Genomic DNA, 14,100 nt, shown 5'->3' with positions numbered 1-14,100 from the left:
CCGGATACTTTATAATATTTTTTACTTAAAAATACCGCAAATACTTCAACATCAGCTCTTCCACAGATAAGGAAAAAGCAGGTAGCTGAGCGTAATTACTATGGCATCAATCGATAATAGTGTGGTAATTTCATCCGTACTGACTGACCAGTCTAGACCGTCAAGCGCATTTTTGGCAAGGCGGATCGTCATCAGCAGCATGGGCAGAATGATCGGGAAGCTGAGGACCGCCATCAATGTTGCACTGTTATCGGCCTTGGACGCAATGCCCGCCACGAGCGTCAGCACCGATGCAAACCCGACTGCCGACAGCACGATGCAGATCAGGAACAATCCCATATCCCCCACAGGATTCCCCATGACAAATGAATAGATCACAAATCCGATCAGTGCCAGCAGGAGCATGATCATGGAATTGTAAATAATCTTTGAAATAATGATCGCGTGCGGGCTGCACAGGTTGTAGTAGTAGATCAGCCGTCCGTGCCGCTCCTGGGAGAAACTTTTGGCGATGGCATTTACCGCGGTAAAAAGCAGGATAATCCAGAAGAGCGTGTTCCAGACAATCGGGGTAAGCTGGTTACGGCGCAGGTTGAAGCTCAGATAGGCAACAAAAACAGTACTGACCACATAAAGCAGCATCCCGCTGAGCGCATATTTTTGCCGCCATTCCAGGGTGACTTCCTTCCAGATAAGGGTACTGATCTCGTTCAATTTTCGCGTTCAATCGGCTTTCTCCGCAAAAATACTACATAAAGCCTGAGCGAAATAATAAAACGATCACGATTTTGGATCAATCCGGAAGTGTGATTTCGTTTTATAAAAGTAATGTTTGAATTACGGGCAGTTAGTGCTTAATTTGCATATTATATAAACTCAATCTAAATAAGGTTAACATGTCTGTCCGCACAGTCTCACACCTGAAAAAAGGCGAAAAAGGGGTTATCAAGTCAATTACTGACAAGACGATGTCCCTTAAATTGCTTGAAATGGGCTGCCTGCCCGGGAGTGAAGTGCGCCTGGACGCTGTGGCCCCGTTTGGAGACCCGATTTGTATCAATGTCGGCGGGTGGTATTGCTTGTCGCTGCGTTTGAACGAGGCTGCCGTCATTGAAATCGAGTAGAACCACATTTCGACATTTGACTCCTCCATTGAAACTAGGAATAATAAAAGTTGCACTCATAGGTAATCCCAATGCGGGAAAATCCACGCTGTTTAATGCATTAACCGGCCTGCGCCAGAAAACCGGTAACTTTCCGGGGGTCACCGTAGAGAAGAAGTCGGGCACTTTTAAGATTGCGGGGAGCGGGGATGAAGACGATATTACAGCTTCCATTGTTGATTTGCCCGGCACTTACAGCATTTATCCCAAATCACGGGACGAACGTGTGGTGATGGATATCCTTGCCAATCCCAGGCACCCGGATCATCCCGATCTGATCATCATCGTGGCAGATGCTTCTAATTTGCAGCGGAACCTCCTGCTATTTACCGAAATCAATGATCTGGGCATTCCTACCGTACTCGCTCTGAATATGCTGGATGTGGCAGCAAGCATGAACATGTCTGTCAATGCGGTTCAGCTGGCTATGCAGCTCAATGTACCCGTGGCAAGTATCAATGCACGAACCGGTGAGGGTATCGACAAGTTGAAAGAAGCTGTACGGCACGCAGCTGAAAAAAAGCACAGTACCTCTTTCCATTATTTTTATGAGCCGGTTCAGAGTGACCTGGCCATGATTGAAGAGGTAAAAGAGCTGTATCACCTAGACAATGATTATGTAGCGCTCCAGTATGTTTGCCAGCACGACAATTTTTCTTTCCTCGAACAGCCTGTACGCGCCAAGCTCGACGCATTGATCGAGAAGTATGGTTTTGATGAAAGCCAGTTTCTTGCCTCTGAAACCATCGCACGCTACGAAAAGCTGAAACCGATTGTTTCCCGGTCCATCAAAAAGGAGGGCATCACCGATCAGCCCTACTGGACCCGCAAGCTCGACAGCATCTTGCTGCACCGGTTCTGGGGATACTTCACATTTGCTTTTGTGTTGCTGATTGTATTTCAGGCGATTTTTGCGTGGGCATCCTACCCGATGGACCTGATTGACGAGGGTACAGCCAAAAGCATTGAGTGGGTGAAGAATGCATTGCCGGAAGGTGTCCTCAACGACCTGATCACGGACGGCATCATGGCGGGTATCGGGGGAATCATCATCTTCATTCCACAGATTGCGATTTTGTTTGCTTTGGTAGCAGTACTGGAAGAGTCGGGCTACATGGCGCGGGTGATGGTTATCATGGATAAGTTGATGCGGCGCTTCGGACTGAATGGCCGGAGCGTAGTACCTCTGATCTCGGGTGTTGCCTGTGCGGTCCCTGCAATTATGACCACACGCAGTATCAGCAGCCGATACGAGCGTCTGCTGACAATTCTGGTAACACCATTGATGAGCTGTTCGGCCCGCTTACCTATTTATGCAATCCTAATTGCCCTTGTCGTACCTGAATACAAAGTGCTGGGTATCCTGAATGTACAGGGATTGGCTTTGCTAGGACTGTATACCCTCGGGCTGGTAGGGGCGCTGGGTTCGGCCTGGCTGCTGTCACTGTTTATCCCCAGGAAAGAGCCAAGTTATTTTATGCTTGAAATGCCTTCCTACAAGGTGCCGCGCTGGGGGCATGTAGCTTTTTCGAGCTACGAAAGTGTCAAATCGTTTGTGCTGGAAGCGGGAAAGGTAATTATGGCCATATCCATTATCCTGTGGGTACTGGCATCCTATGGTCCGGGCGACAGCATGGACCGCGCTGAGCAGGCTACCATCGTGCAGGTGAAATCAGGAACGCAGGAGCAGCGGGATGCGGCGGTAGCATCAGCGCGGCTGGAAAGTTCATATGCGGGTCAGTTCGGCCGGTTTATTGAGCCTGTGATCAAACCACTGGGTTATGACTGGAAAATAGGTATTGCGCTGCTTGCTTCATTCGCAGCCCGGGAAGTATTTGTAGGAACCATGGCCACTATTTACAGTATCAGCGGCGACACGGAGGATGTCCCTACTATCAAAGAACGATTGGTTCAGGAGAAAAACGATGTGACCGGCGGACCGATGTTCACACCGGCAGTGTGCTATTCCCTGCTGATATTTTATGTTTTTGCCATGATGTGTATGAGTACCATTGCTGTTGTTTACCGCGAGACTCACGGCTGGAAATGGCCTTTGATCCAGCTGGTATACCTGATGGTACTGGCCTACGTATCCGCATTCGCAACTTACCAGCTACTAAGCTGAGGTTAAAGTTCCTTCTGCATCTACCATCCCAGATACTCCACAACGTCTGACGCGATCAAGGCGCTTTGGCCGCGCCGGGCTGCTGCCCGGTCGCCAGCCAGGCCATGCTCGTAAACCCCCAGGATGGCAGCGTCCTCGGCCGGGTACTTTTGCGCGAGCAGACTGGTAATAATCCCGCTCAGCACATCACCCGTGCCGCCGGTAGCCATGCCTGCATTGCCGGTTGAATTGAAATGTACATCTCCATTGGACAGGATCACAGCCGTATTGGCGCCTTTAAGGCAGATGATCACCTGATGTCTGATCGCAAACTGCCGGCCCGCTTCCAGGCGCTCAAATTCATTGCTGCTATCCCCCGCAAGCCGCTGAAATTCCTTTGGATGGGGTGTCAGGATGGTTTTTGCAGGCAGCTTATCGAGCAACTGCCGGTTTTCTGAAAGAATATTCAATGCATCCGCGTCAATAAGGAGAGGCACTCCGATCGTATCAAGCAACTTTTCCACCAATTCAACAGTAGGTTGCTCCTTTCCAATGCCAGGCCCGATTCCTACTGCCGAGTAAGCATCAAGTTCAGGAAGTTGCGTGTTGATCTTCTCATGCTTGTCCACGGTAGTCATCGCTTCCGGCAGGGAAATCTGCATGATCTCGTATCCGCAGGCTGGTACATGCATGGTCAGCAGGCCCGCGCCCGACCGCAGGCAGGCTTTGCCCGAAAGTACTGCCGCTCCCATTTTTCCGAAACTTCCCGCTACCAGCAAGGCATGCCCGAAAGTGCCTTTGTGCGAAAATTTCTGTCTTGGCTGTATACGCGTTTCTGCTGCTTTTTTTTCTGTGAAATAGTAGGATGCAGGAGTCTGCTGCGCATATTCTTCCGATAACCCGATGGGTACAACGTGCCAGGAACCCGTAAAATGCGCATTCTGCGGCATCATGAAAGACAACTTGGGACACTGGAACGTGACCGTAAAATGAGGCTTGACAATTACATCATCCTGGGCATTACTCTGGTCGGTGTAGAGCCCGCTGGCTATGTCTACGGATACAATCTTGTTGGTTAGAGAATTGAGTTTGACAATAATTTCCGAAAGCAAACCTTCCACCGGGCGCGACAAGCCTGTTCCCAGCAAGGCATCAATGCAAACAACCTGCTCAGGAACTTCCGGAAAGTCGGTAATTGCTGCTATCTGCGTGGGAGTTATATGTGATTTCAGCCTTTCCAGGTTTGCTGAATAGTCAGCGGAGGCTTTGCCGGGATAATCAATCGTATAAACCTGCACATCATACCCGCCGGTGCTGAGGATCCTCGCGATGGCCAGCCCGTCGCCTCCGTTGTTGCCCTTTCCACAGAAAACCCATACGGGCCTGGTCTGGACAAACTGGTTGCAAAACCATTTTACAAACGCCTGAGAAGCGCGTTCCATCAGGTCCAGTGAGGAAACAGGTTCGTGCGCAATCGTGTAGGCATCCCAATCGCGGATCTGCTGTGCATTGAATATCTTCATAAATGCTTGGTATTGTTTATACCCGACCAGTACAAATCTTCATGCCGGCTCATGGGTTCTTTTTCAGGAATGATAAATCTATTGTATTCCAATGCTTTTACTTCCAGCCGAAAAGCACTAGCTTTGCACTCGTTTTTACAAAAGCTGTTTTGAATGAAGGGGCGTCACCCCGTCCGCTGGGAGCAAGCTATCATTTTAAATTATAAAAGCACTCTTTATGAGCGACCTTATCAAACTCGTAGAAGCAACGATTGAAAATCGTACTGCCGAGTTTCCTGAATTTGGTTCAGGCGACACCATTAACGTTCACGTGAAAATCCGCGAGGGTAACAAAGAGCGTGTTCAGCAATTCCAGGGTACTGTCATCCAGCGCCGGAATGTTAAATCCAGCGGTGAGACTTTCACAGTCCGCAAGATCTCCAATGGTGTAGGTGTGGAGCGTGTGTTCCCGATCCTTTCACCAAGTATTGCCAAAATTGAACTTATCCGCCGTGGTAAAGTACGTCGTGCGCGTCTGTTCTTCCTGCGTGGCCGTCAAGGCAAAGCTGCTCGTATCAAGGAGCTTAAAAAGGCTTAATACCAGGAGTTTGTTTTTGAGACAAATTTTTAAAACCCTGCAAGTGATCTTTTCTTGCAGGGTTTTGTTATTTCGGCAGTTTCCTACCAATACAATATGAAGATCCGATTTTACAAATACCAGGGTACGGGTAATGATTTTGTCATGATTGACGATCGCGACAAGACTTTCCCGGTTTCACAGCAGCTGGTTGCTTCTATTTGCCACCGCCGCTTCGGTATAGGCTCCGATGGATTGATCCTTTTGCAAAATGAGCCGGGCTATGATTTCCGCATGGTGTACTTCAATGCTGACGGGGGTGAAGGGAGCATGTGTGGAAACGGCGGCCGCTGCGTGGTACGTTTTGCGCATGATCTCGGGATTTTTACAGGCGATACCCGCTTTATAGCTGTCGACGGTGAACATGAAGCCACCGTTTCCGGCGATACCATCCGGCTTAAAATGTCGCCTGTTTCTGCTATTCAGCGCTTTGAGGATCATGATTTTCTGAATACAGGATCGCCGCACTATGTTACTTACGTTGATCATGTTGACGAAGCTGATGTAACCGGGCAGGGCAGCGAGATCCGCTATGGTTCGGTGTACGGCCCTCAGGGTGGTACCAATGTAAACTTTGTGGAAGTGATCGGAACTGAGCACCTGAGTGTCAGGACCTACGAGCGCGGCGTGGAAGATGAAACTTTCTCCTGCGGTACCGGCGTAACCGCCTGCGCATTATCAGCCCACCTTCGTTACGGCTGGGGCAGTCCTGTCACGGTAGAAACCATTGGCGGAACGCTATCAGTAGCATACAGCGAAACGCCCACCGGGTTTGATCAAGTATTTCTGACCGGTCCGGCAGTCAGGGTTTTCGAGGGCGAGCTTGCGATCTGAGCAATACCGTATTGATAAAATGAAGGCCGGCTTTATACAAGCCGGCCTTTTTTATTCTGCTTCCAGAATGCCTCCTTTTACGTGGAAAATCTTTTTTTCCGCCCACTCGGGAACACGGCAGTAATCCATTGCAGCCACTCTGCTTCTAACTCCATTGGTACAGATCACGATGATGGTGTCACAGTCCCGGACCAGGTCGCGCCTGTTCCTGATTTCGGCCAGCGGAATATTGATGCCACCTTCATTAAATTCCTCAAACTCCCAGTTTTCACGCACATCCACCAGCATCGCGCCGGGATTTGCGGCAAGCTTCCTGGCAGTGGCCAGATCAATGTCAGAGAAAGTCTGTCTTTCGCTCATTGCAACCATTACCTGCTCGTAGCGTAGGGATGATCATTCACGACGGGAATGTTTTTGGCAATCAGCTTGTGAATGTCTTTCAGGTACGGGCGTTCTTCCACGTCACAGAATGAAAATGCCACTCCTTTGGCACCGGCACGACCCGTCCGGCCAATGCGGTGAACGTATGTTTCGGGAATATTCGGAATTTCATAGTTGATCACGTGCGTCAGATCATCCACGTCAATGCCGCGGGCGGCAATGTCGGTCGCTACCAGCACGCGCGTTTCCTGGCTTTTGAAGTTTTTCAATGCAGTTTGTCGTGCATTCTGCGACTTGTTGCCGTGAATGGCCTCCGAGGTCACACCTGCCTTGCGCAATGCTTTCACCACTTTGTCTGCGCCATGTTTGGTGCGGGTAAATACGAGCGCAGTTGCAATGGTTTTATCACTCAGTATGTGTAGGAGCAGCATGTTTTTGTCTGATTTATTTACATAAAAAACAGACTGCCGGATCGTATCTGCGGTAGAAGAAATGGGGGTAACCTCCACTTTTACCGGATTTCTTAATATGGTACCTGCCAGCGTAATAATGGATGGCGGCATGGTAGCCGAAAAGAAAAGCGACTGCCGTTTGGCGGGCAAAAGCTTCAGTATTTTTTTCACATCATGCACAAAGCCCATATCCAGCATGCGGTCGGCTTCGTCAAGAATGAAAAATTCGAGCTGGTTTAACTTGACAAACCCTTGGTTAATGAGGTCGAGCAAGCGGCCGGGCGTAGCGATAAGCACATCTACACCTCTCTGCAATGCATCCGTCTGCGGTTTCTGGCCTACTCCGCCGAAAATAACGGTATGCCTCACATCCGTATGACGGCCGTAAGCACTGAAGCTTTCCCCGATCTGGATCGCGAGCTCGCGGGTCGGGGTGAGTATTAATGCACGTATGCGGCTCCGTTCAAATTTTTCAACAGGATTTTCCTGGATCAGCTGAATAATCGGGATCGCAAAAGCGGCTGTTTTGCCGGTACCGGTCTGTGCACAGCCGAGCAAATCTTTTCTTTGAAGAACAATAGGGATCGCCTTGGCCTGAATGGGGGTGGGAGTGGTGTATCCTTCTTCTTGCAGAGCCCTGAGAACGGGCTCAATGAGCTTTAAATCTTGAAATGTCATTGGATATTGATCGTGGGTAATATGCCTGAGCGGCATTGTTTCCCGAAAGTAAATTTTATTACCCGCAAAGGGCTGCACATATAACAGAAGTAACTTTTTAAACGTTCAGCATGAAATAGTAACTGCCCAAGTACTTTGCCGCATTACCTTATCACTTAACTCTTTCAACGTTTTATGAACAAAGCTTTTACATTAGCCATGCTCTTCATGTTCATGTCCCTGCTCGCAGCAGCCCAGGACGTGCTGGTCAAGAAAAACGGGACTACGCTCAAAGGCAAAGTTACCGAAGTAGGTGTTGACCGGGTTTTTTACCGGTTTAGCGATGATCCGAATAGTGCCGTTTTTGTGATCAGAAAAAATGTGCTCAGCCGCATTGAATTTGCGAACGGTGAAATTGTTGTGCTCGATGAGCGTGATCAGATCAAAGCACGCAAATCTACAAATATGAATACGGATGAGGCTTTCGGGCGGAGTCTGATCAACTTTTCACCCTTTAAGGCGCTCGACAGCGGGCCCGGCTTCGGACTCAGCTATGAGGCAGTGGTTGATAAACGCGGCCTTTTCGGGATTGTGCTTCCGCTGACCTTTACATTTCCCGAAAGCGGCCTGTATCCTTTCGAGGATAATACATCGGGGGCCCACATGTTCTACGTAGAGCCCGGACTGAAAATTTACCCCTTTGGACAGCGCAAGGTTACCTATGCCGTAGGGCCCAGCCTCTTTACCGGTTTTGGTGAGCGCGATAAGTATATCAATAATTATGATCCTGTTACCGGCGTATATACGTCTGATTACGGCCGGGCAAAAACGTTTCGTTTTGGCCTGATCGTTAATAATTACGTCAACTTTCAGATTACCCAGCACTTTCAGCTTGGTTTGAACGGCGGACTGGGCTCCCGGTACATTGAAGACGAGACTTTCCGAGGCGTTAAGCAGAGGCTGCGCGGCATCCAGATCACAGGTGAGTTTAATTTCAATCTGGGTTTCCGGTTCTGATCTCCTTCATCAGACGAAAAACGGGATAACGCATGTACTCCTTTTCGCTATACTCGGAATGCTCGTAAATGTACGCCAGTTGGGCATTACCATCCTTTGCAAAGGTGGTGTCCGACTGGCGTTTTGCTTCCAGTTCCTGCTTCAATGCAGGTCTTTTGTCAAGCAGCTCTGCTGCCAGGTCTTCAAACACGTAACTGGAAAAATGCTCTTTAGCCTGTAAAATGGTATCGAAGAAATTCCACTTGAAAAACGAGTCCACCCCTTTGGGTTCCAGTGTTTCGATGATGTAGCGGTTTGTCCATTGATTTACCGGTATGTACCAGTCTCCCTTCCGGAAGCCAACCTTGCCGGTCTCGGTCCGGAGTGCGACATCCGTATGCCAGTAGTGACCTTCAAAGGGCACTTTCGCAGTTTCTGTGTGCGTAATGTGGTATGTTTCTACTTCCAGTTCCGCATCTTTTTCAAGCTGTTTCATCATCACGCCATTGAGTTGAAGCAAGGCAATCACGTGGTGCCAGCCTTGCGGAACAATGTAGGCAGCAGGCCTGGTAACTTCATCCAGGGGTTTGTAGGTGTCGTAAAAAGGGATTGTTTTTGTAAAAGGTTTTTGCCTGTTGTAATAAAGCCTTTCTGTACCGCTGACCTTGCTCGGAAGGTATTCGGCCTCGTATCCCTTAAAATCGATCTGTGTATTTATACTTTTATCAACCTGCCAGGTGACGGCAAATTTCTCCTGCGTTTTCACAGCCTCTTTCGCCTCTGTTCGCAGCTTCGCCAGCGACCGGCCATGTTCAGCCAAAAAGCGGATATTGCCCAGCAGGTAGGCATAGGTAGACTTTACACGCTGTTCATAGGGTTTCAGCATATGCGTCTCGGTCATCACCCCAATGGTATGAAAGAGCGCCGCGTAGCCCGTGGAGTAGCGCGGCCAGTCAGGGAATTGTACAAAGCCCTTGTCCGGCGTTTGCCCCCACGCATTTACATAAGGTGTCGCCTCATAGCCCGCTGTTTTCAGGTGTTTGTACATAAAAGGTAAAAAAACCTGGTTATTGAAATCACCCAGCTTGCCGCCCAGCTTGTCTTTTTGCGTATAATCCAGGGTCATCACATACTGGTAGTCGGCCCCGTTGCTGACGTGCGTATCGGCCAGCAGGTCGGGATCAAGCTCATGGAAAACAGAGGCAAAACACCGGGCATTGCGCGTATCACTTTTGATAAAATCCCGGTTCAGGTCATAATTCCTCGCATTGCCGCGAAAGCCATATGTTTCGGGGCCGTTCTGGTTGGTACGGGTGGTTGAGTTACGGTTCAATGCACCGCCGATGTTGTAAAAAGGAATGATCGCGATGACGACATTTTTTGCTTCGGGGTACCTGGCAGGATGGATCAGCAGGTCGCGCAGGAGCATCATGGACGCATCTACGCCGTCAGGTTCTCCCGGATGGATCGCATTGTTGATGAGCAGGATGGTTTTGCCTTCCGCTCTGAGTTTTTTGAGGTCGAACACTTTACTGCTGGAATACAGCACCAGGTGCAGCGGCTTGCCTGAGTCGGTAAGGCCCTTTTCCGTCATGCGTACCTGAGGAAAATGCTTCGCCAGTGTTTTATAAAATGCAATGCCCTCCTCATAGGTGGCGGTTTGCCTGCCGCTGCTTTGTTCAAACCGGGTCAGGTACTGGGTAAAAGCAGGAACAGACCCGAGCAGCAGGCACAGGGTAATCAGCAAGCGCATGGTTCAATCAGTATTTAGAGCGTTCCAGCAGGTAAAGGTACGCCTGGGGGTGATGGTGAATAAAAATCTCCTTATCCGAGTCGGGATACTCGGCATAGTAGGCGTCGTCGGCCAGCAGCATAATCGTCGGCCCGATGCGTACATAATTGTTACTCGGGAAGTAAGCCGGCGGCTGGTACCCGGGCAGGTTTTTCACGACCGATTTGGAAGCAAAATTGCCCAGGTATTTCTGGTAGTTCCGCTGCGCTTTTTCACTCGGGTTTTTCATTTGCTTGTAGGCATGCTTTAATGCAATGCGTTTCAGCAGTTTTTGCTCCCTGATAATGCCTTCAATGTTTTTAAACGGATTCGTATTGTTGAAGTCGCTCAGCGTCTGTACTGAGAAAGGAAGTTCGGGTACCCAGTCGGCCGAATTGATGACGTTAAAGCCCCAGCCTCCCGCCACTTTCGCTTCATATTCATAGGCAAAAAATGCATTACCTGCCTTGGGGCTGGCACTGCTGTACGTTTTGAAACGCATGTCGGCAGGCAATCTCCCGTCTTTTTGCAGCTGGTACAAATGGGCGGTCAGCAGGTAAGAGATCGCCCCGCCCTGGCTATGTCCCATGATCAGGTATTCCTTAATTCCGGCCTTGTAGCAGCTGTCTATTTTGGGCACGATTTCATTGGCAAGAAATGCCGTGCCGATCAGCCAGCCCACATGCACGGCTGCGCGCGGGTGGGAGGCCAGCTGGTATTTGAATGTAAAGTTGTCGGCCAGTTTAAGTTCTCCTTTGGCAGGGACCATTGCCGCATAAAAGTTTTCCAGCCAGCCCACAGGGCTTTTTGTGGTACCGCGCAAATTAATGGCGGCCACATTCCCATACTTCCACAGTTCCCACCGGTTATCCAGACCAATTACCTCCGAGCGGTATACCCGCTGAAAATGAGCCGGTAGCGGCAACTTCTTTTTACCCGGAAAGGTCAGCGTGTCGTAGAGCAATACGTGTATCCGCGATAGTTCCACGTACTCTGCCCGGTCAAACCCTGGCTTCAACCCGGTCTGGGCTTGCAGGGGCTGCAGACAGCAGATACATAGCAGGGTGACAAATGCGGCTGCGGCTTTCCGGCCGGCAGTAGAAGTAATATCCATGAAGTGTTGTTTTTACAAAAAGGAGCTGTGTTAAAAGTAGGAAATCCATCCCATTTTTCGGGTACATAAAGGTGTTTGTCTTCCATTGGCAATGCTGCTGGCTTAATATTAGAATACCATTAGACTTGCATGTAAAAGGCCGGTTGCCTCGGATGCCGGCACAGAATTTCTTATTTTTGGTTAGTCTAAAAAATAATTTCATGGAGCTGTATTACTCTTTTTCCGCGCTGATAGTACTCTCGGCTATATTTTCCTACATCAACTCACGCTTTCTGAAACTGCCGTCATCCATAGGCATTATGGTGATTGCGCTCATTGTTTCCCTGGGCCTGATTGCCACAGACAGTGTTTTTCCCAGAACTTTTATCCGGATCAGCTCGCTGATTGAAAGCGTTGACCTCACGGAAATATTAATGGGTGCTATGCTCAATTTTCTTCTTTTCGCAGGTGCGATCCACCTGCATCTGGAAGATTTGCGCGAGCAGCGTGCTCCGGTAATTATCTTCTCGACGGTGAGCGTGGTAATTTCCACGTTTATCGTAGGTACTTTAATGTACTATTTTCTTGGCTGGATCGGGCTGCATGTGCCTATGCTGCAATGCCTGGTTTTTGGTGCATTGATTTCCCCGACCGATCCCATTGCCGTACTGGGGATCTTAAAACAGGCCGGAGTGCCCAAGTCGCTGGAAACAAAGATCGCCGGCGAGTCCCTTTTTAATGACGGTATGGCGGTGGTGGTATTCATCCTTTTGCTGGCACTTGCCAGGGGTGAAGACGTAAATACTTCCCTGAGCGGCATTGCCACGCTTTTTGCCAAGGAGGCACTTGGCGGCATTGCGCTCGGGCTGCTGCTTGGGTTTGTCGGTTCCAAGATGATTTACCGGGTTGACGGGTACAACGTGCATGTGCTGATTACCCTGGCCATTGTGATGGGCGGACACCTCGCTGCACAAGCCATGCACATGTCGGGTCCGCTGGCGATGGTAGCTGCTGGGCTGGTCGTCGGTAACTATGGCAAGGATCCGGGTGCGGTTTCCGATACGGAGCGCGACTACATCGACAAGTTCTGGGAGCTGATCGATGAAATCCTGAATGCAATCCTATTCCTGATCATCGGCTTTGAGCTCCTCCTGATCCCCGATCTGAAACAATACATATGGGTTGGGATTGCAGCGATCGTGATTGTACTGTTTGCGCGGTTCGTATCGATTTACATTCCCGTCCGGCTGATTCCGTTCCGTACGCGTTTTGGTAAAAAATCGATTACCATTCTGGTTTGGGGAGGGCTGAGAGGTGGCGTTTCGATTGCACTTGCCTTATCCATTGATAATGATCTGAATCAGGACCTCTTCCTTTCCGTCACGTATTTTGTGGTGCTTTTTTCCATTATCGTGCAGGGCCTGACCGTGGGGAAGCTTACAGCGAGGATGACCGAGCATGCCGAAGCACTCGCTCAGGAATGAGGGGCTGGCGTAACAAGCCGGCGGATCAATGCATTCACTTTACCCAGCCAGAGATACTGTGCATCGCAGGTCCAGTGGGAGTCACCTTTCAGGTAAGCCGCACGGCCCATTTGCCTGAACTCGGGCAGTACATTAATGTATGGGATTTTTAGTGCCGAATGGTGGTAAACACGATTGATCAGGTTATTGTAAGTTCCATAATCCGGTGCGAGTACTGAAACTTTATTCGGGATTACAGCCAGGATCACGTGGTCAAAACCAAGTTCCTGCGCATAATCAACACTTTTGTTCAGGTTGATCATCATGGTATCAATTTCCGTGTCGCGTACCGCCGAAAATGAAGAGGTGACTTTGGGCGTGTCCGTATCCATATAGTAAACCATATCCTGCGCATGGTTCACCAGGGTGACGGTTTCATTTACGCGCCCAAAAAGGTGATGATTAAAGTCAGCCTTCCATTCTTTTAATCCAAGTATCAGGTCATTCTGAAAAAGGAATGCGTCCAGCCGGTCTTCCGTATGCCTGGACCTCAACGCGTCGTCAAGACGGTGCATGAATTTGGAAGGAGGAGCTGTCGCTACGAAAGTAGCCGTATCAGGGATCAGGACTTCAAATGGTTTTTCCAGTTTTTGCCTGAAATGTCGTTCTACCGATTCGAGCAGCAGGATGTTGATGCTGGAAGTATCTGTTTTCAGATGAAGAAAATTCGCCCAATGCACATAGGTATACGCATCTGCCGCAAAGTCGCCGGGTCCTACCCGCTCTTTTTCCGTGAAGCTGTCACCAATGATGTATAAATGAATTTTCTTTCCCGAAGAAAGCGCAGGTTTTTCCGTGCTCAGGGGCGGGCACTTCCTCTTCGGGTCCCGGAATGCGGACAGGTTCGAGAGCCTGTAAAGGTCGCCATAGTGGTAACCATCCTTAATAAGTCCCCATTCACCTGCTTTCGAAATCAGGAAGGGACTGAGTCCGACCGCCCAGACGAGCACGCCTGCCAACAGGATAACATACCGGAGCCATTTCATG

13 protein-coding genes are annotated in these 14,100 nt (G+C 49.6%); 6 read left to right on the top strand and 7 right to left on the bottom strand.

All coding sequences use genetic code 11. The features are described 5' to 3' along the window. Window positions 1-51: 51 nt before the first annotated feature. A complete protein-coding gene (locus HWI92_RS12620; RefSeq protein WP_204655543.1) occupies window positions 52-714 on the bottom strand; it encodes a heme exporter protein CcmB in 663 nt (220 codons plus the stop codon). Window positions 715-896: 182 nt separating this feature from the next. Between HWI92_RS12620 and HWI92_RS12615 the strand changes: the two genes are divergently transcribed. Both HWI92_RS12615 and feoB read left to right on the top strand, forming a co-directional pair. Beyond that, complete coding sequence (locus HWI92_RS12615) at window positions 897-1,124, top strand: FeoA family protein (protein WP_204655541.1); 228 nt, start codon at window positions 897-899, stop codon at window positions 1,122-1,124. A gap of 28 nt (window positions 1,125-1,152) precedes the next feature. Further along, entirely contained in the window at window positions 1,153-3,288 is a 2,136-nt protein-coding gene (gene feoB, locus HWI92_RS12610) for a ferrous iron transport protein B (RefSeq protein ID WP_204655539.1), read from the top strand. Window positions 3,289-3,308: 20 nt separating this feature from the next. Here the strand turns inward: feoB and HWI92_RS12605 are convergent, their stop codons facing one another. Beyond that, window positions 3,309-4,790: an NAD(P)H-hydrate dehydratase gene (locus HWI92_RS12605; protein ID WP_204655537.1), complete on the bottom strand. Its 1,482-nt coding sequence runs from the start codon at window positions 4,788-4,790 to the stop codon at window positions 3,309-3,311. 217 nt (window positions 4,791-5,007) lie between these two features. On the opposite strand from HWI92_RS12605, the gene rplS reads away from it, so the two are divergent. Both rplS and dapF read left to right on the top strand, forming a co-directional pair. Next, a complete protein-coding gene (gene rplS / locus HWI92_RS12600; RefSeq protein ID WP_204655535.1) occupies window positions 5,008-5,367 on the top strand; it encodes a 50S ribosomal protein L19 in 360 nt (119 codons plus the stop codon). A gap of 96 nt (window positions 5,368-5,463) precedes the next feature. Then, on the top strand, window positions 5,464-6,240 hold the full coding sequence (gene dapF / locus HWI92_RS12595) for a diaminopimelate epimerase (RefSeq protein WP_204655533.1): 777 nt from the start codon (window positions 5,464-5,466) through the stop codon (window positions 6,238-6,240). A 51-nt stretch (window positions 6,241-6,291) separates the two neighbouring features. On the opposite strand, the gene HWI92_RS12590 is transcribed toward dapF, so the two are convergent. Then, window positions 6,292-6,600 (bottom strand): rhodanese-like domain-containing protein, encoded by a 309-nt coding sequence (locus HWI92_RS12590; protein ID WP_204655531.1) that lies wholly within the window; start codon window positions 6,598-6,600, stop codon window positions 6,292-6,294. Window positions 6,601-6,608: 8 nt separating this feature from the next. After that, window positions 6,609-7,751: a DEAD/DEAH box helicase gene (locus HWI92_RS12585; protein WP_204655529.1), complete on the bottom strand. Its 1,143-nt coding sequence runs from the start codon at window positions 7,749-7,751 to the stop codon at window positions 6,609-6,611. A 174-nt stretch (window positions 7,752-7,925) separates the two neighbouring features. Between HWI92_RS12585 and HWI92_RS12580 the strand changes: the two genes are divergently transcribed. Continuing rightward, window positions 7,926-8,747, top strand: coding sequence for a hypothetical protein (locus HWI92_RS12580; RefSeq protein ID WP_204655521.1), 822 nt, complete (start codon window positions 7,926-7,928; stop codon window positions 8,745-8,747). Here the strand turns inward: HWI92_RS12580 and HWI92_RS12575 are convergent. After that, on the bottom strand, window positions 8,725-10,479 hold the full coding sequence (locus HWI92_RS12575) for a M14 family metallopeptidase (protein ID WP_204655519.1): 1,755 nt from the start codon (window positions 10,477-10,479) through the stop codon (window positions 8,725-8,727). The two genes, HWI92_RS12580 and HWI92_RS12575, sit on opposite strands and share 23 nt — an antisense overlap. Window positions 10,480-10,486: 7 nt before the next feature. Then, on the bottom strand, window positions 10,487-11,611 hold the full coding sequence (locus HWI92_RS12570; RefSeq protein WP_204655517.1) for a lipase family protein: 1,125 nt from the start codon (window positions 11,609-11,611) through the stop codon (window positions 10,487-10,489). A 200-nt stretch (window positions 11,612-11,811) separates the two neighbouring features. Here HWI92_RS12570 and HWI92_RS12565 point away from each other — a divergent pair, with 200 nt between their 5' ends. Then, complete coding sequence (locus HWI92_RS12565) at window positions 11,812-13,074, top strand: cation:proton antiporter (protein WP_204655515.1); 1,263 nt, start codon at window positions 11,812-11,814, stop codon at window positions 13,072-13,074. On the opposite strand, the gene HWI92_RS12560 is transcribed toward HWI92_RS12565, so the two are convergent. Further along, complete coding sequence (locus tag HWI92_RS12560; protein ID WP_204655513.1) at window positions 13,065-14,099, bottom strand: hypothetical protein; 1,035 nt, start codon at window positions 14,097-14,099, stop codon at window positions 13,065-13,067. The genes HWI92_RS12565 and HWI92_RS12560 overlap by 10 nt on opposite strands. Window position 14,100: the final 1 nt, after the last annotated feature.

It is taken from the genome of Dyadobacter sandarakinus, from assembly GCF_016894445.1.
Classification (GTDB): Bacteria; Bacteroidota; Bacteroidia; order Cytophagales; family Spirosomataceae; genus Dyadobacter; species Dyadobacter sandarakinus.
Note: the sequence above shows the minus strand (reverse complement) of the source record. Positions and strands in the feature narration are given on the sequence as shown.

Coding starts and splice junctions, on each gene's coding strand:
- HWI92_RS12565 (WP_204655515.1), top strand. CDS start 11,812: ATGGAGCTGTATTACTCTTTTTCCGCGCTGATAGTACTCTCGGCTATA.
- HWI92_RS12580 (WP_204655521.1), top strand. CDS start 7,926: ATGAACAAAGCTTTTACATTAGCCATGCTCTTCATGTTCATGTCCCTG.
- HWI92_RS12570 (WP_204655517.1), bottom strand. CDS start 11,611: ATGGATATTACTTCTACTGCCGGCCGGAAAGCCGCAGCCGCATTTGTC.
- HWI92_RS12605 (WP_204655537.1), bottom strand. CDS start 4,790: ATGAAGATATTCAATGCACAGCAGATCCGCGATTGGGATGCCTACACG.
- HWI92_RS12590 (WP_204655531.1), bottom strand. CDS start 6,600: ATGAGCGAAAGACAGACTTTCTCTGACATTGATCTGGCCACTGCCAGG.
- dapF (WP_204655533.1), top strand. CDS start 5,464: ATGAAGATCCGATTTTACAAATACCAGGGTACGGGTAATGATTTTGTC.
- HWI92_RS12575 (WP_204655519.1), bottom strand. CDS start 10,479: ATGCGCTTGCTGATTACCCTGTGCCTGCTGCTCGGGTCTGTTCCTGCT.
- rplS (WP_204655535.1), top strand. CDS start 5,008: ATGAGCGACCTTATCAAACTCGTAGAAGCAACGATTGAAAATCGTACT.
- HWI92_RS12585 (WP_204655529.1), bottom strand. CDS start 7,751: ATGACATTTCAAGATTTAAAGCTCATTGAGCCCGTTCTCAGGGCTCTG.
- HWI92_RS12615 (WP_204655541.1), top strand. CDS start 897: ATGTCTGTCCGCACAGTCTCACACCTGAAAAAAGGCGAAAAAGGGGTT.
- HWI92_RS12560 (WP_204655513.1), bottom strand. CDS start 14,099: ATGAAATGGCTCCGGTATGTTATCCTGTTGGCAGGCGTGCTCGTCTGG.